15 protein-coding genes are annotated in these 19,346 nt (G+C 48.9%); 10 read left to right on the forward strand and 5 right to left on the reverse strand.

The features are described 5' to 3' along the window. Positions 1-782 precede the first annotated feature (782 nt). The 3 genes from ACTHMC_RS26360 (at position 783) to ACTHMC_RS26370 (ending at position 3,742) form a co-directional block, all read left to right on the forward strand. The gene (locus ACTHMC_RS26360) at positions 783-1,460 is read left to right on the forward strand and encodes a response regulator transcription factor (protein WP_130543275.1); all 678 of its coding nucleotides are present in this window, start codon (positions 783-785) and stop codon (positions 1,458-1,460) included. 66 nt (positions 1,461-1,526) lie between these two features. After that, entirely contained in the window at positions 1,527-2,378 is an 852-nt protein-coding gene (locus tag ACTHMC_RS26365) for an aminotransferase class IV (RefSeq protein ID WP_440417894.1), read from the forward strand. Between the two features lie 53 nt (positions 2,379-2,431). Then, a complete protein-coding gene (locus ACTHMC_RS26370) occupies positions 2,432-3,742 on the forward strand; it encodes a cryptochrome/photolyase family protein (RefSeq protein ID WP_440417896.1) in 1,311 nt (436 codons plus the stop codon). Between the two features lie 146 nt (positions 3,743-3,888). Here ACTHMC_RS26370 and ACTHMC_RS26375 read toward each other — a convergent pair whose 3' ends face one another. Together ACTHMC_RS26375 and mqnB are read right to left on the reverse strand one after the other, a co-directional pair. Next, positions 3,889-4,728, reverse strand: a complete 840-nt coding sequence (locus tag ACTHMC_RS26375; RefSeq protein ID WP_440417898.1) for a 1,4-dihydroxy-6-naphthoate synthase — start codon at positions 4,726-4,728, stop codon at positions 3,889-3,891. A gap of 5 nt (positions 4,729-4,733) precedes the next feature. Beyond that, positions 4,734-5,408 carry a futalosine hydrolase gene (mqnB, locus tag ACTHMC_RS26380; protein ID WP_440417900.1) on the reverse strand — a complete coding sequence of 225 codons (675 nt, stop codon included), beginning with the start codon at positions 5,406-5,408 and terminating at the stop codon, positions 4,734-4,736. 66 nt (positions 5,409-5,474) lie between these two features. On the opposite strand from mqnB, the gene ACTHMC_RS26385 reads away from it, so the two are divergent. The 5 genes from ACTHMC_RS26385 (at position 5,475) to ACTHMC_RS26405 (ending at position 8,579) form a co-directional block, all read left to right on the forward strand. Continuing rightward, positions 5,475-5,885, forward strand: a complete 411-nt coding sequence (locus ACTHMC_RS26385; RefSeq protein ID WP_440417902.1) for a 6-pyruvoyl trahydropterin synthase family protein — start codon at positions 5,475-5,477, stop codon at positions 5,883-5,885. 38 nt (positions 5,886-5,923) lie between these two features. Further along, on the forward strand, positions 5,924-6,343 hold the full coding sequence (locus ACTHMC_RS26390; protein ID WP_440417904.1) for a 6-pyruvoyl trahydropterin synthase family protein: 420 nt from the start codon (positions 5,924-5,926) through the stop codon (positions 6,341-6,343). 15 nt (positions 6,344-6,358) lie between these two features. Next, entirely contained in the window at positions 6,359-6,955 is a 597-nt protein-coding gene (gene folE / locus ACTHMC_RS26395) for a GTP cyclohydrolase I FolE (RefSeq protein WP_440417906.1), read from the forward strand. A 142-nt stretch (positions 6,956-7,097) separates the two neighbouring features. After that, positions 7,098-7,988: an ACP S-malonyltransferase gene (fabD, locus tag ACTHMC_RS26400; protein WP_440417907.1), complete on the forward strand. Its 891-nt coding sequence runs from the start codon at positions 7,098-7,100 to the stop codon at positions 7,986-7,988. Between the two features lie 138 nt (positions 7,989-8,126). Continuing rightward, positions 8,127-8,579 carry a hypothetical protein gene (locus tag ACTHMC_RS26405; RefSeq protein WP_440417909.1) on the forward strand — a complete coding sequence of 151 codons (453 nt, stop codon included), beginning with the start codon at positions 8,127-8,129 and terminating at the stop codon, positions 8,577-8,579. Position 8,580: 1 nt separating this feature from the next. Here the strand turns inward: ACTHMC_RS26405 and ACTHMC_RS26410 are convergent, their stop codons facing one another. Genes ACTHMC_RS26410 through ACTHMC_RS26420 form a run of 3 tightly spaced genes read right to left on the reverse strand, consistent with a single transcriptional unit; the run spans position 8,581 to position 11,428 of the window. Beyond that, entirely contained in the window at positions 8,581-9,924 is a 1,344-nt protein-coding gene (locus ACTHMC_RS26410) for a S41 family peptidase (protein WP_440417910.1), read from the reverse strand. Positions 9,925-9,959: 35 nt separating this feature from the next. After that, positions 9,960-10,424 carry an N-acetyltransferase family protein gene (locus tag ACTHMC_RS26415; protein ID WP_440417912.1) on the reverse strand — a complete coding sequence of 155 codons (465 nt, stop codon included), beginning with the start codon at positions 10,422-10,424 and terminating at the stop codon, positions 9,960-9,962. 11 nt (positions 10,425-10,435) lie between these two features. Beyond that, positions 10,436-11,428 carry a beta-ketoacyl-ACP synthase III gene (locus ACTHMC_RS26420; RefSeq protein WP_440417914.1) on the reverse strand — a complete coding sequence of 331 codons (993 nt, stop codon included), beginning with the start codon at positions 11,426-11,428 and terminating at the stop codon, positions 10,436-10,438. Positions 11,429-11,560: 132 nt separating this feature from the next. Between ACTHMC_RS26420 and ruvA the strand changes: the two genes are divergently transcribed. Both ruvA and sprA read left to right on the forward strand, forming a co-directional pair. Then, the gene (gene ruvA / locus ACTHMC_RS26425) at positions 11,561-12,145 is read left to right on the forward strand and encodes a Holliday junction branch migration protein RuvA (RefSeq protein ID WP_440417916.1); all 585 of its coding nucleotides are present in this window, start codon (positions 11,561-11,563) and stop codon (positions 12,143-12,145) included. A 98-nt stretch (positions 12,146-12,243) separates the two neighbouring features. Continuing rightward, positions 12,244-19,338 (forward strand): T9SS outer membrane translocon Sov/SprA, encoded by a 7,095-nt coding sequence (gene sprA / locus ACTHMC_RS26430; protein ID WP_440417918.1) that lies wholly within the window; start codon positions 12,244-12,246, stop codon positions 19,336-19,338. Positions 19,339-19,346 lie beyond the last annotated feature (8 nt).

Genomic DNA, 19,346 nt, shown 5'->3' on the forward strand with positions numbered 1-19,346 from the left:
TAACCAGAACCTTGACCAAATGACGGGAATGGGTGATGCGTTAACAGGACCGGGCCGATAAAAGCCTGAGAGCGTTCGGAAGTCAGGAAAAGTTATGCAGATAAGGAAGAAGCCGGTTCTTCTAAATTAGAAAAAAAAGTAATGCAAAAAACAGGGAGCCATAGATCCTTGAATACCCGGAAAAGTTCCGGCAATGATTTGCATTGCTTTTCAGTTTGAACTGAACAACTTCAAGGTTACGGAAAAATTAAAAAGTAAAAGATTACCGTAAGCTCGCAATAACTGCAGGAAAGGAAGGACGGGAAGAATTGAAAGCTGTATTACTTATTTATGAGTTCTGCGGAGATAAAAAGAAAAGAAGTTGATTGACATTGGACTTTGCTGGCATTCATTGGATATTTGGAATTCTTTTCTGGACGGTTATTATCAGGACATTGGATGGTGTGAGGTTGCTAATCCTCGTCAATCAACTTGAAGACAAAAATAATTGTGGATAACTATGTGGACAAGAGCAGAATTGCTTCATTTTTAAATTTCAGTATTTACCAGACGTAATCGAAAATTTACAGAAGAGGTCTCGTAAATCAACGTTTTTTGTACGTAGATTTCCTGTTTATAAATAGTTTCCTGTATATTCCGAAATAGTATAATTTCGTAAATCTGCTATAGTAATTGTCACGAAAAATTATCATTTTGAGCCCGGTTAGAAATGTTTCAACCCCTCAGTTTGATGCCTTATCAAACGAAAACCTGGAACACAATATAAAATACAATAGAACCGTATGAAAAAACCAGATGGAGAAAGGCTTATAAGAGTAGCTATTGCAGATGACCATGCCCTGTTCAGGGCAGGCGTTAAAACGGCTTTATCGGCTAAGAAAGATGTGGAACTCATTGCGGAAGCAGACAATGGCATGCAGCTGATCAACCTGCTGAAACATATAGAGCCTGATGTTATCCTCCTTGATATCCAGATGCCTATCATGGATGGCATTCAAACACTCCCCGAGATCAGGAAGGTTCGCCCTGAGGCAAAAGTGATTGTGCTTTCCATGCACAACGATCACTCCATGATCAGTAAGCTCATGGAGATCGGCGCCAATTCCTATCTCACCAAAAACTCCGATTCTGAAACTATTTACCAGGCCATCAAAACCTGCTTTGAACAGGAGTTCTTCTTTAATGAGCTTACCAATAAAGCCCTGCTTACAGGACTCCGCACCAAAAGAACCGACCTCGCTGGCCCCCAGGATGTGAACCTGTCCGACAAGGAAATGCGTGTGCTCAAACTTATGTGCGAAGAAAAAACAACTAAAGAGATAGCAGATATTGTGGAGATCAGTCCACGTACTGTGGAAGCGATCCGCGATAAACTCAAAACGAAAACGGGCGCTAAATCAATGGCCGGACTGGTAATGTATGCTGTAAAAAATGGCATCATCGACCAGAATGGCAATTAATCAGTCCCTGTTGCGGGTTGCTGTGACGCAGTGATCCCAACTGTGAACAGTCACCCGCAACTATCCATGTCAACCTTCGATTATTTCAACGGTCAGTTCATCCCCACCGGCACCCCGGTGATCACTGCCGATAGCCGGGCCCTCCGGTATGGCGACGGTCTCTTCGAGACTATCAAAGTGATCAACGACCAGCTGCTGCTGTCCGGCCTCCATTTCTCAAGGCTTTTCAATGGCATGGAACTCCTTGGGTTTGACATCCCAAAACATTTTACTCCTGCCTCCATAACCGAGATCATACTGCAGCTCTGCCGGAAGAACAAAGCAGGCAGGGCAGCCCGCGTACGGCTTTCTGTGCTTCGCGGCAATGGCGGTCCCTATGATCCCGAAACCATGCAGCCCCGGTTGCTCATCCAGTGCTGGCCCCTTCAGGAGCACCTTATGGAGCTTAACCAGAACGGACTGCAGGTAGATATCTACCCCGATGCCCGGAAAAGCAGCGATGCCTTCTCCCATCTCAAATCCAACAACTATCTCCCATATCTCATGGGCGCACAGTTTGCGCGAAACAATCAGCTCAATGATGCCGTTTTGTTGAACGTTTATGACCGTATTTGCGATGCAACCATCGCAAATATTGCATGGATCAAAAATGGAACGATCTTTACCCCACCCTTATCGGAAGGTTGTGTGGGCGGCGTGATGCGGAACTACCTGCTGCAAAACTGCGAAGCCATCACGGGCCATCGTATGATCGAGCAGGCAGGGACCGCAGCTGATCTTGCCGGAGCCGATGAGGTTTTTCTCACCAATGCCATCAGCGGTATCCGCTGGGTGGCACAGTGCGGAAACAGTCAGTACGGTAACCAGCTTGGTACGCAGTTGTACAAACAGCTGGTCAGTCCGATGAATGCACAGTAACCCTTTCACTTATTGACCAATCAATTCACCGCCTTTTAAGGGCAGCATGTTTTATGAATACATTGACCGTTTTCTGGTTTCGAAGGGATCTGCGCCTGCACGATAATGCAGGACTCTACCATGCGCTGAAGCAGGGAGATCCCGTACTTCCCATATTTATTTTCGATACCAATATCCTTGATCAGCTGGAAGATAAGCAGGACAGGCGGGTGGAATTCATTCATGCTGCCCTGCAGGAAATGCAGGAAGAATTACAGGCACTGGGCTCTACTCTCCATGTAATGTATGATACACCGCTGGGAGCATTTACACAGTTGCTCAAACAGTACACTATCGGTAACGTATATACGAATCATGATTATGAGCTCTATGCAAAAGACCGTGATGAAGCAGTTCGCATCCTGTTGAATGAGCACAATATTCCTCTGCATACCTACAAGGACCAGGTGATCTTTGAAAAGAACGAAGTGGTAAAGGATGATGGAAAGGCTTACACCGTGTTCACGCCGTACAGCAAACGATGGCTGGCCACTCTGAATGATTTTTATGCAAGCAGTTATCCCAACAGTAAATACTTCAAACATTTTTTTCAGCAGTCGCCCATTGCTATTCCTTCATTGCGCAACATCGGATTTCAAAGCACCGGGCAGCCGCTGCCTTCGCATGAAGTGAAGAAGGTGCTGATCGAAAAATACAGTGAGCAGCGGGATTATCCCGGCATACCCGGGACTTCCAGACTTGGTGTGCACCTGCGTTTCGGGACTGTGAGTATCCGCAGGGTATTGCAACTGACAAGGCCGCTGAGTGCAACTTTTGTGAACGAACTTATCTGGCGTGATTTTTACCAGATGATCCTTTGGCATTTCCCGCATGTAGGGCTGGGGAAAGCCTTCAAACCTGCCTATGATCTGATCCACTGGCGCAATAACGAAAAGGAATTTGAGAAATGGTGCCAGGGCATGACAGGCTACCCGATTGTGGATGCCGGCATGCGCGAACTGAATGCCACCGGCTTCATGCATAACCGCGTACGCATGATCGTTGCTAGTTTTCTCAGCAAACACCTGCTGATAGACTGGCGCTGGGGCGAAGCATATTTTGCAGAGAAATTACTGGACTACGATTTCGCTTCCAATAATGGCGGCTGGCAATGGGCCGCAGGCAGTGGCTGCGATGCAGCGCCCTATTTCCGCGTATTCAATCCTGAACTGCAAACAAAGAAATTCGATGGAGATCTGAAGTATGTCCGTAAATGGGTCCCTGAACTGGATGATTTCGGTTATCCGGAACCGGTAGTTAATCATGAATTCGCGAGAAAGCGTTGCCTGGAAGTTTACAGTAAGGCGCTGAAGCGGGATGAGTAGCGTGTGCCCAGTCGCTCGCGTCCCCGCGAGTGACGTTTATTCCGTCGCCTCCCGGCAACACGGTGTTCGCCTTAGGCGAACCAATATAAGTAACCCGCCGGAGGCGAGCTACTGGGCACACCATCAATTACTGGGCACACCTGGTTTTATAAATTATTCTCTAAGAACAGATCCGTCCCGTTCACACTTGTCTGATGCAGTTCACTATAAATATCAATGAACTTCTTCACCGCTGATCTGCCATCCACACCCAGTGAAAGCGAGTAATTATTCACGTACAGGTCTATATGCTGGCGCATGACGGTCTCGCTCATTTCCTGCGCATGTTGTTTCACATAATCAGTCACAGCAGGGTAGTGTTCAAATGAATATTCAAGGCTCTTCCGGATGAGGCTGTCCATCTTACGCTGCAACACTACATCCAGGCTGCGTTTCATTACAATACCGCCCAGGGGGATAGGGTTGCTGGTGGTGGTTTCCCAATACTCGCCCAGGTCTGCGATTTTCAGCAGGCCTTTCTCCTGGTACGTGAAGCGGTTCTCGTGAATGATCACGCCGGCATCTACTTTTCCGGTGAGGATGGCATCTTCAATTTCGGAGAAGAGCAGGAATTTCTTTTTCCTGGCCTGCGGGTAGGCAAGGGAGAAGAGCATATGTGCGGTTGTCTGCTCACCGGGAATGGCGATGGTCATTTCCTCCACGGGTTTCAGGTCTGTATCATTGCGGGTGATGAAGAGGGGGCCTACGCCTTTACCGAGTGCGCCCCCTGCATTGAGCACAATGTATCGGGAGAGGATCAGCGGCAGTACGCCATAGCTGATCTTGGTGATATCGAGTTTGCCTTCGAGAGCCCACTGGTTGAGGGTCTGCACGTCTTCCAGTACTGGTTCTACTTCCAGTCCTTCCGTATCTATTTTATTATTCACCAGTGCGTCGAAGATAAAAGTATCGTTCGGGCATGGAGAGAATCCGAGCGTGAGTTTCATATTCATCAATTGTGTTTCTGAAATAGATCCGGTTCCTGCAGTAATTGCATCAGTTGCTGGTTGAGCGTGCTGATGGCATCTTTCAGCTGCCACCTGGATTTATCGCGTTCGCCTACCATATTGCTTACTGCTCTCAGTTGCAGGAAGGGGATATCCTGACGGAGGGCCACATAATGAAATGCGGCGCCTTCCATGGATTCAACAATCGCGGAATACTTTTGTTGCAGGGTTTCTATGCGTTTGGGGGCGGTGGTCACTTCGTTTACGGTAATGGCTTTCACCAGGGGCAGTCCGAAGCGGGTCAATGCCGCAGTATCCGGATTGTGTAAAGTCCTGCCTGTAAAGGGGAACTGGCCGGCTTCCTGGAAGCCCATATCGAATACATCGCGGAAGCTACCAGCTTCTTCAACGCCCAGGTCGCCGGTGGATTCATCCTGCACGATGCAGCAGGTCCCGGGTCTGTAGCCATGGGAAAAACTGCCGGCGATACCTGCCTGAATAAGTGCTTCAGGCCGCTGAGCCTGAATGGCTTCCATCATATTGTAGGTGGTTTGCATACTCCCGATGCCCGTGATCGTCACGTGCACGGTATTGGATCCGGCGCGGAATTCATTTTTTTGAAGCCATTCCAGTGTGGGTGCGATCTCCAGCATGGTGGCGGCTACCAGCATAATATCCATGCGGGCAAAGATAGGAGATGTGAACTCATTAAATTGTACCTTTGCGCGGCAATTTAATTATGATCTATGGTGCATCTGACTCGTGTTGAACACTTTAATGCCGCCCATAAACTCTATAACCCCGCCTGGAGCAAGGAGAAAAATGAATCCGTTTTTGGTAAGTGTGCCAATGAGCACTGGCATGGTCACAATTACGAACTGCTGGTGACTATCAAAGGCAGACCTGATCCTGAAACAGGATTTCTCTATGATGTAAAGCAACTCAGCAAGCTGATACAACAGTATGTGCTGGATAAGCTGGATCATAAGAACCTGAATATGGATGTGGATTTTATGCAGGGTCAACTCTGTTCTACGGAGAACCTGGCGATTGCCATCTGGCAGCAGTTGCAGCCGCATCTGCCCCCTGCAGTGCAGTTGCATTGCATCAAGCTGTACGAAACGCCAAGGATCTATGTAGAATACTTTGGCGGGTAAGCTAAACTTTTTAAAGCCATTATCGTAATACATTTGATATGAGCAGGAAAGTAGCCGTATTTCGTAAAGAGCATTTCAATGCAGCCCACAGGTTGTACAATCCTTCCTGGGATATGGCCACCAATGATGCTGTATTCGGTAAGTGCAACAACCCCAATTTTCATGGGCATAACTACGAGCTGATTGTAAAAGTGGTGGGGGAGCCGGATCCGCAAACCGGTTATGTGATGGACCTCAAACTGCTCAGCGATCTTATCCGGGATGAAGTGCTGGAGCATTTCGATCACCGGAACCTGAACCTTGACACACCGTTTTTCAAAGACAGGAATCCGACTGCTGAAAATATCTGCATCGTGATCTACGAACTCCTGCGTGCAAAGATCGATATGCAATTCGATCTGCAGGTCCGCCTCTATGAAACAGAGCGGAACTTCGTGGAATACCCGGTGAACAACTAATTTAAAAATCAGACAATGGCTTACAAGAAGACGGAACAATATGAAGACAGGATCACTTCAGGGTTGATGGACAATTACCGTGAAGTATTGAATCTTCTGGGTGAGGATACTGAAAGGGAAGGATTGATCAAAACTCCGGAAAGAATGGCCAAGGCCATGCAGTACCTTACACAGGGTTACCAGATGGATGCACATGCTATCCTGCAGAGCGCCATGTTCAAAGAAGAAGTAAGTGAGATGATCCTGGTAAAGGACATCGAACTGTACAGCATGTGCGAACACCACCTGTTGCCTTTCTTCGGTAAGGCCCATATTGCGTATATCCCTAACGGTCATATCACCGGCCTCAGTAAACTGGCCCGCGTGGTAGACGTGTATGCAAGAAGACTGCAGGTTCAGGAAAGGCTGACCACGCAGATCCTCGATGCCATCAAGACCACACTCCGTCCTTTGGGTGTTGCCGTGGTAATTGAAGCATCACATCTTTGCATGATGATGCGTGGAGTGCAGAAACAGAACTCTGTGACCACCACTTCCGCATTCTGGGGTGAATTTGAAAAAAATGAAACACGCAGTGAGTTCACCAAGCTGATCTCTTCCAGACTTCACTAATTTATTGTGCTGCTGCCTGGCCGTTTACGGGTAATCCGCACGGGGCGCAGTTTTGCAAAGAATGGAATTTTCGTATGCCACAAAGATTTTGGTTAATTAAGTCCTTTGTGGCATTTTTGTTCGACTAAACCCCAGGTAACTTATGAAGCATGCTTTTGTGTTTCCCGGTCAAGGATCACAATTCCCGGGTATGGGAAAAGACCATTATAATTTAAGTGTTTTTGCCAAGAAGTTGTTTGAGCAGGCCAATGAGATCGTTGGTTTCCGCATCTCCGACATCATGTTCGAGGGAACGGAGGAAGACCTGCGCCAGACAAAAGTGACGCAACCTGCGGTATTCCTGCATTCAGTGATCGCCTTCAAAGGAATCGATTCAGTAAAACCTGAAATGGTGGCCGGACATTCACTCGGTGAGTTTTCTGCACTGGTAGCCAATGGAGTACTGAGCTTTGAAGACGGACTGAAACTGGTAAGCATCCGTGCACAGGCCATGCAGAAAGCCTGCGAATTGCAACCCTCCACCATGGCTGCAGTGCTTGGCCTGGATGATGCGAAAGTGGAAGAAGTTTGTGCGGCAGTGGCAGCCGAAACCGGTGAAGTTGTTGTTCCCGCAAATTATAACTGTCCTGGTCAGCTGGTGATCAGCGGCAGCATCAAAGGTATTGAAATAGCCTGCGAGCGGATGAAGGCTGCCGGCGCCAAGCGCGCCCTGGTACTGCCTGTAGGCGGGGCCTTCCATTCCCCCCTCATGGCGCCTGCCAAAGAGGAACTGAAAGCAGCTATCGAAACCACTACCTTCTATACACCCACCTGCCCCGTTTACCAGAACGTGGTGGCCAGGGCCGTGATGGACCGGGAAGAGATCAAAAAGAACCTCATCGATCAGCTTACCGGCGCTGTCCGCTGGACGCAGAGCGTTCAGGCGATGATCGCCGATGGCGGTAACCGCTTCACAGAAGTAGGCCCAGGCAAGGTATTGCAGGGGCTGGTGAACAAAATCGACAAAACTGTTACTACTGAAGGCGTAGCCTAGCCGAAAAGGTTGATTTAAATCAATTTCAAGGACCCGGAACAACGTTTTCACCCTATAAACAGGTCAACTGTATAACCTTACTTATGCGGCTGACCTGTTTTCTTTTGTATCAGTTAAGATTTTCAAATTATGATCCCGATGAGGTGGATGTTTATCATATCGTTTCTGGCGCTGACAGTGATGGCCTGTAAAAAAGACAAGTCGGACCAGCAGTTCAGTGCATTTTCTGAAAAAGGCCCTTTCGGAGGGGTATGGGTGGAATTGAGCCAGGGAAAGGACACTCTCAACTTCAATATCCCTTCCCAGATGCTTGAGCAATTGCCCTGGAGGCCACCGGATAATGCAGGTGTGTTCTTCATGGGAGCAGAAGTGTATAAAGATTATGACGGCAGCATCAATTCTCCGGGGGGCATTTTTGCATATTACCGTAACGCTGGCGGCGATAGCCTGAATATTTACAACTTTTTCGTTTCCAGCAAGTATGAACAATTCGCGTTCAAACTGGATCCCAACCTGAACAGATTTAAAATAGGTAAGTTCTACAAGCGTCCGGGACTGCCTGATGAACTTACCTTTTCGCGTATACGATAATCTACCTGTTTAATTTTTTAGGAATGCCCACAGCGCCTCTGAATCTTACGGCGCCCAGTTTGTCGTTGCTGCTGATAGTGAGCGTGCTCAGGTCTGTTTTGCTGTTGGGCTCAAGTACCCTCGCATAGTTGCCGGTACTGATGTATTTGAGGGCCGCGGCCAGACAGTTCTCTTCCGTGTCGCCCCAGGCTTTATCCAGCCCGTCTGCCACTGTATGGTTGAGTGCAAATCCATCGAAATAATTTCCTTCTCCATTTTTGTTGACCGTACGGAATGATACCGGGAAGATATACCAATCCATCACCGGAATAGGGAAGTAGCCCACCGGCTTGCCGTGTGTTCTGGTAGGTCCTACCAGTTGCACATTCATGAAAGGCTTGAGGCTGTTGATCAGGAGTTCACTGGCAGATGCGGTGTTTTGACTCACTATCACAAAGATCCTGCTGATGTTGAGCGTTCCTTTTTTCTTGAAGCGTGTAGTTGAATTGTATTGGGTATACTTGTTATTGAATTTCTGTTCTTCCATCACCTGGTTATTGGCTGCATTGGGCGCCAGGTAATTGGCCAGTTCATCCTGTAAAAGCACGTAGCCTCCACCGTTATACCGGAGGTCCAGTACCACATCACTGACATTGGCCGTATTGAACCGGTTGAAGATGCGTGCAAATTCATTCCGGATGGCATTGGTATCGCCCAGGAAAGAGTTGAATACGAAGTAACCCGTTTTGGTAGCGCCTGTATTGTAAACGGTATCCAGTATCACCGGTTGTTCAAGATAGGTAGCGGCATTGAGGGTGACCGTGGTATCTGCCTTGCCATCCCGACCGAATACGATGGTAACGGAATTGGCTCCGAAGATGGCATTGCGCACAAAATCGAGGTTGCTGGTACTTATATTGGTGCTGTTATTGATCTGTTTGATCTGCCAGCTCCTTTTGATATTGGCTTTGCCGGCAGGAGAGGCGGGCTCTACAAAGCTGACGCGGAGATCATTGGCTGTACGGAAGAAGATGCCGAGGCCGAAATCCTTGCTGATGCCCTGGCTGAGATCGTCCCATACATTCTGTGTTACGGCAAAACTCCACCGGTCAACGGGGCCGGTAAATCCGGGTTCGCTGCTGTAAGCCCTGATGGCCTCCATAATGGCATCGGGATCATCATAACTGCGGGCATTGAACGAAGCAGGGATCTTATCGTACCACAAATATATATCCCGGGCATAGAGGATGGTGGAATCTTTGAGCTTGTCGGAGGAAGAGCCTCCTCCGCCGTTATTGTCTTTTTTGCAGGAAGGCAGGTAAGCGGATATCGCTATGGCTATCGCGAACAGAATGGTTGGTCTCATGGTGACAGTTTCAGTCCCTTAAGTTACCACCTTTTTTACAATTCCAGTGAGCAATTGATCCAGCCCTGGTCTAGTTTTGCGCCGTATTTCTTATAAAAATCGATAGCAGGTTCATTCCAGTCGAGCACCTGCCATACCATGCCGCTGAAATTTTTTTCTTTAGTTTCCTGCAGGCATCTGTCGAACAGCAGTTTGCCGAGGCCTTTGCCTCTCATTTCTTCTGTGATGATGAGATCTTCCAGGTAGAGGCGTTGCCCTTTCCAGGTGCTGTAGCGGATATAATACAATGCGAAGCCATGGATGGTCTCAACGCCCGAAGGGTTGGTGGTGGAGGCAACAAATGCCCACCAGACGGGGTTTTCACCGAAGCCGCTTTCTTCAAAATGGGCGGGTGAAACGGTCACTGCATCGGGTTCTTTCTCAAACACTGCCAGCTCAACGATGAGTTCCATCAGTCTGGGGCAATCGGCCTTTACGGCCCTTCGGACGTTGAATTCCATGTATGATCAGTTTAATAGGCCCATTTGATCCAGGTAGCGCCCCAGGTGAATCCGCCTCCGAAGGCAGCGAGCACGATATTATCACCTTTCTTCAGTTGCTTTTCCCACTCCCAGAGACAGAGGGGGATGGTGGCAGCTGTGGTATTGCCATAGCGCTGGATATTGAGCATCACTTTATCGTGGCTCAGTCCCATCCTGTCTGCAGTGGCATCGATGATACGTTTGTTGGCCTGGTGTGGCACCAGCCATGCGATATCACTGCCGGTGAGGCTATTTCTTTCCAGCAGTTCAGCGCTGACATCGGCCATGCCTTTAACGGCGGCTTTGAAAACGGTCTGACCTTCCTGGTAAGCATAATGTTCTTTGTTGGCAACGGTTTCAGCGCTGGCGGGGCGACGCGATCCGCCGGCCTTCATATGAAGGTAGGGTTCTCCTGAACCATCACTTCTGAGGATAGTGTCTTTCAGTCCATAGCCTTCGGTATCGGGCTCCAGTAACACGCCTGCGGCGCCATCACCGAAGATGATACAGGTGGCACGGTCGGAGTAATCTATGATGGAGCTCATTTTATCAGCGCCGATCACAATCACTTTCTTGTAACGGCCGCTCTCAATGAGGGCAGCGCCGGTAGAAAAAGAGTAGAGGAAACCGGAGCAGGCGGCCAGGAGGTCGAATCCCCATGCATTCTTCAGTCCGGCTTTATGACAAACCAGGTTGGCAGTTGAGGGGAACATCATATCCGGGGTAACGGTGCCTACGATTACGGCATCGATATCCAGGGGGCTTAAATTCTTTTTCTCCAGGATCTGCAATACAACCTGAACCGCCATATCGGATGTACCCTTGCCTTCACCTTTCAGTATCCTTCTTTCTTCAATACCGGTACGGCTCCTGATCCATTCGTCGTTGGTGTCTACCATTTTCTCCAGGTCAAAATTGGTCAGTTTATCTTCAGGAACATATCCGCCAACGGCAGTAATGGCGGCTGTGATTTTTTGACTCATCGATGGGATTTAGATATGGAAATAAATTAAGCTTGCTTTATAAAGCCGACAAAAATACGCCAAAAGTTATCACCATACTACCAATTCATATCTATATATAAATTAAGCGGTTTTTCCCTTATTTTCGCAGTCATGATCGCTTTTATACGGGGTAATTTTGTGCATAAAACGCCCGCAGTGGTGCATGTGGAGGCAAATGGCGTTGGCTACGAACTTCAGATCAGTCTGAATACCTACTCTGCCATCCAGGGCCTTGAAAAGGGTCTTCTGTACACACATCTGGCTATCCGGGAAGATGCACATATCCTGTATGGTTTTTCCGATACAGTAGAAAAAGAACTGTTCCTCCAACTGGTCAGTGTGTCCGGAGTTGGTGCAGCTACCGCAAGGATGATGCTGTCTTCCGTAAAGCCCGAAGAAATTGTAAGGGCTATTGTGGATTCCAACACCAAACTCCTGGAAAGCATCAAGGGGATCGGTAAAAAATCCGCCGAAAGAATTGTACTCGAATTAAAGGATAAACTGGCCAAATCCAGGCTGGACGCAAATATTCCTTCCGGTTCATACAATCCTACAGGTCAGGATGCGTTAAATGCTCTGATGGCGCTGGGTATTGCCCGAGCCGCCGGTGAACAGGCTATTCAAAAGGTACTCAAAGCTGAACCGGGCCTTTCCGTAGTAGAAGACATTATTAAGAAAGCTTTAAAAACACTCTAAGCCTATCGTCAGAGATTTCTACTTAACTAATTCTTGAGAAAAAAAGATTGGCCCGTACATTTAACCACCAACATTGTTTAGCAACAGTATGCCTTGCTATGCTCGTTGTGCTTTGCACAACCGCCAGGGCTAACTATGCTCCGCAGCAGGATAGCTCAGTCAGGAAGGCTGCAGATACCCTGAAATACCCTATCCATGACCGTAGGGGTGACCGCTATTCCGCTCAGCCAAGAAGGTCCTTCGATCTCCGGGATCCTGTAAACATCACGGACTCCGTGGTATATGATCCCAAAACAAGGCAATACTATATCATTGAAAAAGTAGGTTCTTTCTATTACAGGAAGCCCACCTCCATGACCTTTGAAGAGTTCCTGGCTTTGCAGGCCCGTAAATCCGAGAACGATTACTTCAAAAAACGGTCCAACGTACTGAACAGCCTCAACAAGAAGCTGCTCCGTCCCAAAATGAGCGTTACCGATAACCTCTTCAACCGGATCTTCGGAAACGGCAAGATCGAGATCAGGCCCCAGGGAGAAGTGAACCTCATTGCCGGCTACCAGGGCCAGAATATCAAGAACCCCTCATTACCTGAACGGGCCCGCCGGAACGGAGGGTTCGATTTCGATATGAATGCCAACCTCAGCGTGATCGGTAATATCGGCGACAAGCTCAAACTGCCCATCAACTACAATACGCTGGCCAATATGGATTTTGAGAACCAGCTGAAACTGGATTATACCGGTACAGATGATGAGATCATCAAGCGTATAGAGGCTGGTAACGTCAGCTGGACCTCCAAAGGATCCCTCATTCCCGGTGCGCAGCAGCTCTTCGGTATCAAGACCGAACTACAGTTCGGCAAGCTGTCTGTATCTGCCGTACTGGCCAATCAGCGTTCACAGCGGCAGAGCATGAATATGGCAGGTGGTAGCTCCAATATGTATTTCGAGTTCAAGGCAAATGATTACGAGGAGAACCGTCACTTCCTCATGGCCCAGTACTTCCGCAACCAGTACAATACCGCCATGAGCAAACTGCCGGTGGTAACTTCAAAGGTGCAGATCCTACGCCTGGAAGTATGGGTCACCAACCGCAACGGATCAACCACAGAAACCAGAGATGTGGTGGGCCTGATGGACCTTGCCGAACCGGCACCATTCAACCCATCCATCCAATCCAATACCACACAGCCCTATCCGTACAACGATGCGAATAACCTGTTCTCGAGGATCAATTCCGATCCCAGCAGCCGTAACCCGGCGCTGATCACTTCCAAACTTTCTTCCCTGGGCCTGAACCCGGTGCAGGATTTTGAAAAGACCTTTGCCCGTAAGCTCAATCCCTCCGAATATTATTATAACGGACAGGTAGGCTTCCTTTCACTCAACCAGCCTCTGCAGCCGGATGAAGTGCTGGGCGTGGCTTACCAGTACAGCTACAATGGCCGCATCTTCCAGGTGGGTGAATTCTCCCAGGACGTTGTGCCCGATACAACAGCAGGCAAGAGCGGGACCCAGAAGATCTTTTTCCTGAAACTGCTGAAAGCCACTTCTCAGCGTACCAACCTTCCGATCTGGGACCTGATGATGAAGAACGTGTATGCCCTGAAATCGAAAGATGGGAGCTATCTCTCCAGCGTACAGCCACAGGATTTCAAACTGAACGTATTGTATGAGCAGCCCAGCCTGGGTCAGAAAAGATTCCTGCCCGAAGGAGATCAGCCCGGCGTGCCCATCATCACCTTACTCAACCTGGACCGGTTGAATGCCCGGAACGACCCCATGCCCGATGGGGTGTTCGACTATATAGAAGGATTTACCATCATGAGCCAGCAGGCACGTGTGATCTTTCCTTTCCTGGAACCTTTCGGTCGCGACCTTGATTCCGTTGCCTTCCGGAACAGCCCGCCTGATATACGGGATAAGTATGTCTATTACCCGCTGTACGATACCATCAAGGCCATTGCACAGACCTATGCCAACCTGGACAGATATATCATCAGCGGGTATGGGAAGGGCAATTCAACTTCAGAGATCTCGCTCAATGCTTTCAATATTCCCCGTGGATCCGTTACCGTTACATCCGGTGGACAGATCCTGCGTGAAGACATAGATTATACGATCGATTACAATGTAGGCACCCTGCGTGTGATCAACCCCGCCATCCTGGCTTCCGGTGTTCCTGTAAGTGTGCAGTTCGAGAACAATGCCAGCATCGGGATACAGCAGCGGAACTTCATGGGGCTACGGTTAGGGTACCAGGTGAAAAATACTGCCCGTGAATCACTCAACATTGGCCTGAGTATGGTGCGGCTGGGTGAAAGACCTTTCTTCACCAAGACCCAGTACAATGAAGATCCGATCCGTAATACCATGTACGGACTGGATTTCAACTATCGTACAGAAGCGCCGAAGCTTACCAGGTTGCTGGATAAACTTCCATTCTATTCTACCAATGTGATGAGTACCATCACAGCTTATGGTGAAGCGGCCATGCTGAAACCGGGTCACCCGCCACAGATCGGTAAGGGCAAGGCCGGCCTTATCTTCATCGATGACTTCGAAGGATCACGCAACTCCATCGACCTGCGCTTCCCGCTGGTCAGCTGGGGTATTTCCAGTACACCGGCCAATAACGGATTATTCCCCGAAGCCAATTACAGGGATTCATTGCCTTACGGATATAACCGCGCCAAGATCGCCTGGTATAATATTGAACCGGTACTGCAGGACAGGCGGTCCGGTAATAACCCGGTAAGATCTTATGAAGACTTCACCGATCCGCGCATTCGTCCCGTGAATCTCACACAGATCTATCCCAACCGTACACCTGATCTTGGGCAGAGCCAGCTGGTGACTTTCGATATCGCTTACTATCCAACGGAGAAAGGCCCTTATAACTTCGATTCAGAAAATATAACGGCAGACGGCAAGCTGCTGGATCCTCAGAAACGCTGGGGGGGTATCATGCGTGGCCTCGACCAGGTTGACTTTGAAACAGGCAACGTGGAGTTCATCGAGTTCTGGATGCAGGACCCGTACATCAAGAATCCAGGCAGTACCGGCGGTCAGCTCTATTTCAACCTTGGTAATATTTCCGAGGATGTATTGAAAGATGGAAAACGTTTCTTCGAGAACGGTATCAGCGGTGCTGTTACCAAAGCGCTCGAAGATCCCGATACAAGATGGGGTAAGGTGCCCGGCAACCCTATCCAGGTTACACAGGCATTCAGTAATGATCCTGCCGACAGGCAATTGCAGGATGCCGGTTTCGACGGTCTCATCAACGATGCCGAAAGAGAAAAGTTTGCAGGTTACCTGCAGGACCTGGCCAACCGTTTTGGTGTGAACAGCCTTGCCTATCAGAATGCACTGCGGGATCCAAGCAATGATGACTTCCTCAATTACCGCGATGGTGCCTACGATCAGACACGTTCGGGTATCCTTGGACGTTATAAGAATTACAATGGCCCGCAGGGTAACTCTCCCGTAGCTACCAACCAGACCAATGTGGCGGCCTTCACCATGTTGCCTGACCAGGAAGAATTCAACCGTGATAATACACTTAACGAACTGGAGGAGTATTTCCAGTACCGCGTTGAACTGAGACAAAGCGAATTTGAAGTAGGACAGAACTTCATTACCGACAGTATCGGAGTTACGCCAAGTGGCGGCATCCCCGAGAAATGGTACCTGTTCCGTATCCCTATTGCACAATATGAAAAGAAGGTGGGTAATATCCCCGACTTCAAATCCATCCGTTTCATCCGGATGTTCCTTACCGGGTTTGAGGATTCCGTAGTACTGCGTTTCGCCAAACTGGAACTGGTGCGCAATACATGGCGCAGATTCAGCTTTGAACTGGATACCACCGGTACTTACAAACCCATCCCTACCAATTCACCCACTACTTTCAATCAACTGGCGGTGAACGTGGAGGAGAACAATGCGCGCAGGCCAGTTCCATACCGCACACCACCCAATGTGGAGCGTCAGCAGGCGTTGAGCAATAACAACGTAAATCTCTTGCTCAATGAGCAATCAATGAGTCTGAAGGTTTGTAACCTGAAGCGTCAGGAGTCGAGAGGTGTGTTCAAAACCATGAACCTCGATCTCCGTCAGTACGGCCGCATGCAATTATATATTCACGCGGAGTCTGTGAACTCAAGCGGTGATGTACGCGATAACGAATTATATGGTGTGATCCGCCTTGGCGCCGATCTGATCAACAACTATTATGAGATCAAGATCCCGTTGAAGATGACGCCATGGTTTGCCAATGACCCGGCACTCATCTGGCCGCTGGCGAATGAGCTGGATCTGGCGCTTGACCGCCTCATCAAACTGAAGGTCACCCGTAATAATAATGGACAGGTATCCACTTACTTCAAGGAAACCGATAATGACGGTAAGGAGTATGCGATCTTAGGAAACCCCAACCTGGGTGAGGTACGTATCTTCTTCCTGGGTGTTGAGAACCGCAACAGGGAAGAAGCCTGTACAGAAGTATGGTTCAATGAACTCCGTTTGAGCGACCTGGATGAGAAAGGTGGATGGGCCGCACTCGGCCGCGTGGACATTCAACTGGCCGATCTCGGTACCTTGTACGTGGCAGGTGCCGCACATACTGCCGGCTTCGGTTCACTGGAACAGCGTATCAATGAAAGGTCAAGGGACAACTTTACGCAGTTTGATGTTGCCGCCAACCTGGAGCTGGGCAAGCTGATTCCTGCCAAAGCAGGCATGAGTATTCCATTTTATGCCAGTTATTCAAAATCAGTATCTACACCTGAATATGATCCTTATGATCTGGACGTTAAGCTGAAAGACAAACTGAAGCAGGCGCCCGGTAGTACAAAGGATTCCATCCGTGATGATGCCGTGGATGTGAAAACCATCCGTTCCTTCGCATTCACCAACGTGCGCAAGAACAATACCAGTGGCAAGAAGCAGCAGATCTGGAGCATCGAGAATATCGATCTGAGTTATTCCTATTATAAAGAAGAGCAACACAATCCTTTGATCGAAGGAAATGAACTCACCAGGCAAAGAGCGGCATTGGGGTATAACTATACTTCAACGCCGAGGTTCTGGGAGCCGGCTAAAAAGATGATCAAATCAAAGTCGCCCTGGCTGGCCCTCTTCAAGGATTTCAATATCAACCCGATGCCATCGCTGCTGGGATTCAGGGCCGATGTGAACCGTCAGTTCGGTGCCTTCAGGCCGCGTAATGTGGGTGGACCGAAAGGCGGCCTGCCCGAGACCTACGATAAATTCTTTACGTTCGATCGTTTCTATAATCTCCGCTGGGATCTTACACGTTCTCTGAACATCGATTTCACTGCCGTGAACAAAGCATGGATCGATGAAGACTCCGGCAGGCTGGATGAAAATGAGAAGAAACGGATGTGGGATAATTTCTGGAAGGGTGGCCGTACCATTTCTTACAACCAGCATGCTGAGTTCAGTTATATGGTGCCGATGGCCAAGATCCCTGCATTGAACTGGACCACACTCCGTGCATCCTATGCAGCAGACTTCGACTGGATCGGGGCATCACTGATTGCCCGTGAATTTGGAAATACGCTCAGCAACCAGCAACGTAAGACCCTCACCTTTGAGATGGACTTCACACAACTGTATGGCAGGAGCAGGCTCTTCCGCGCCTTTGAAGACGAAGGAGGCCCACCTGTGCCGAAAGCTCCGAAGAATCCGCAGGATACCGCTAAAAAGAAGCGGGATAAAAATGAGCCACTCATATTGGGGGGCGGCGCCAAATTCGCCGGCAGGTTCCTCACCATGCTCAAACGTGTGAAAGTGGAATATTCCGAAGTGGCTGCAGCCACCATCTATGGGTATACTGACAGTACACGTGCACTCGGCATGAACTTCAAGTCCGGAGCTCCAGGTCTGCCATTCATTTTCGGTAAACAGCCTGATACCACATTCATCAATACGATGGCGCAGAAGGGTTGGCTGACCGCAGACAGCAATTTCAACTTCCAGAACAGGCAGGACTATACGCAGCGATTCAATATCACGGCACAGTTACAACCGATCCGCGACCTGATGATCGATATCACCATCGACAAACAATTTGGTAAGAACTATTCAGAGCTGTATAAAGACACAACAGGAACCGGTCTTCACTTTGCAAGGCTCAACCCGTACAGCGCCGGTAGTTTCCGTGTAACCTATATTTCGTTCCAGACACTCTTCCAGAAAGTTGAACCGAACCAGGTAAGTAATATCTTCCAGAAGTTCCAGGACTATCGTATGATCCTTTCAAAGAGGCTGGCGGAGCAGAACCCATACTGGCAGGCATTGCCCGATAACGAGAAATTCCTGTCCGATGGTTTCTACAAAGGGTACAGCCGTTATGCGCAGGATGTGCTGATCCCGGCTTTCATTGCCGCATACACGGGTAAGAGCCCTGAGAGTGTGCCATTGCTGAAACAGAACAACCCGAATATCCGTTCCAATCCGTTCTCCGGCATTCTGCCGAAGCCGAACTGGAGGATCACTTATACCGGTCTTACGCGTATCAAGGCGCTGGAAAAGATCTTCACCAACGTAACAGTTGCACACGGTTATACCAGCACGTTAGGAATGAACAGTTTCAACTCGGCACTGCTCTACCGCGATGATATGCGTTATGGATTCCCCGGCTTCGTGGATTCATCAGGCAACTATGTGCCTTACTTCCTGGTGCCTAATATCACTATCTCGGAAGAATTTGCACCGCTGATAGACCTGGATATGACATTCACCAACCAACTGACGGCACGCTTCGAATACAAGAAAGCAAGAACGCTGAGTTTAAGCCTGATCGATTACCAGCTGAGTGAAACACGCTCAACAGAATTTACCATCGGGGCAGGTTTCAGAAAGCGGGGGGCTTTCTCCTGGATCAAGTGGAAAGGCAAGCCGCTGGAGAATGATGCCAGCTTCCGGCTTGATATGAGCGTACGTGATGATGTAACGGCCAATAGCCGTCTTGATCAGACGCAGACCCTGCCTACCAACGGCGCCAAGACTATCTTCATCAATCCTTCAATAGATTATGTGATCAGTAATCGCGTAAATGTGAAACTGTATTTTGAGCAAAGAAGGGTAACGCCAAAGATATCATCATCCCCGCCCATCACCAACACAAGGGCAGGTGTACAGATCAGGATCTCACTGGCACAGTAAAAAAAATC

The organism is Pseudobacter sp. (assembly GCF_051955275.1).
In the GTDB taxonomy this organism is placed as follows: Bacteria; Bacteroidota; Bacteroidia; order Chitinophagales; family Chitinophagaceae; genus Pseudobacter.

Bases quoted from the DNA above. Each gene is read 5' to 3' on its own strand.
- ACTHMC_RS26385 (WP_440417902.1), top strand. From the start codon at position 5,475: ATGGTGCATCTGACTCGTGTTGAACACTTTAATGCCGCCCATAAACTC.
- ACTHMC_RS26405 (WP_440417909.1), top strand. From the start codon at position 8,127: ATGAGGTGGATGTTTATCATATCGTTTCTGGCGCTGACAGTGATGGCC.
- ACTHMC_RS26420 (WP_440417914.1), bottom strand. From the start codon at position 11,428: ATGAGTCAAAAAATCACAGCCGCCATTACTGCCGTTGGCGGATATGTT.
- ACTHMC_RS26360 (WP_130543275.1), top strand. From the start codon at position 783: ATGAAAAAACCAGATGGAGAAAGGCTTATAAGAGTAGCTATTGCAGAT.
- fabD (WP_440417907.1), top strand. From the start codon at position 7,098: ATGAAGCATGCTTTTGTGTTTCCCGGTCAAGGATCACAATTCCCGGGT.
- folE (WP_440417906.1), top strand. From the start codon at position 6,359: ATGGCTTACAAGAAGACGGAACAATATGAAGACAGGATCACTTCAGGG.
- ruvA (WP_440417916.1), top strand. From the start codon at position 11,561: ATGATCGCTTTTATACGGGGTAATTTTGTGCATAAAACGCCCGCAGTG.
- ACTHMC_RS26370 (WP_440417896.1), top strand. From the start codon at position 2,432: ATGAATACATTGACCGTTTTCTGGTTTCGAAGGGATCTGCGCCTGCAC.
- ACTHMC_RS26415 (WP_440417912.1), bottom strand. From the start codon at position 10,424: ATGGAATTCAACGTCCGAAGGGCCGTAAAGGCCGATTGCCCCAGACTG.
- sprA (WP_440417918.1), top strand. From the start codon at position 12,244: ATGCTCGTTGTGCTTTGCACAACCGCCAGGGCTAACTATGCTCCGCAG.
- mqnB (WP_440417900.1), bottom strand. From the start codon at position 5,408: ATGGATATTATGCTGGTAGCCGCCACCATGCTGGAGATCGCACCCACA.
- ACTHMC_RS26390 (WP_440417904.1), top strand. From the start codon at position 5,924: ATGAGCAGGAAAGTAGCCGTATTTCGTAAAGAGCATTTCAATGCAGCC.
- ACTHMC_RS26375 (WP_440417898.1), bottom strand. From the start codon at position 4,728: ATGAAACTCACGCTCGGATTCTCTCCATGCCCGAACGATACTTTTATC.
- ACTHMC_RS26410 (WP_440417910.1), bottom strand. From the start codon at position 9,924: ATGAGACCAACCATTCTGTTCGCGATAGCCATAGCGATATCCGCTTAC.
- ACTHMC_RS26365 (WP_440417894.1), top strand. From the start codon at position 1,527: ATGTCAACCTTCGATTATTTCAACGGTCAGTTCATCCCCACCGGCACC.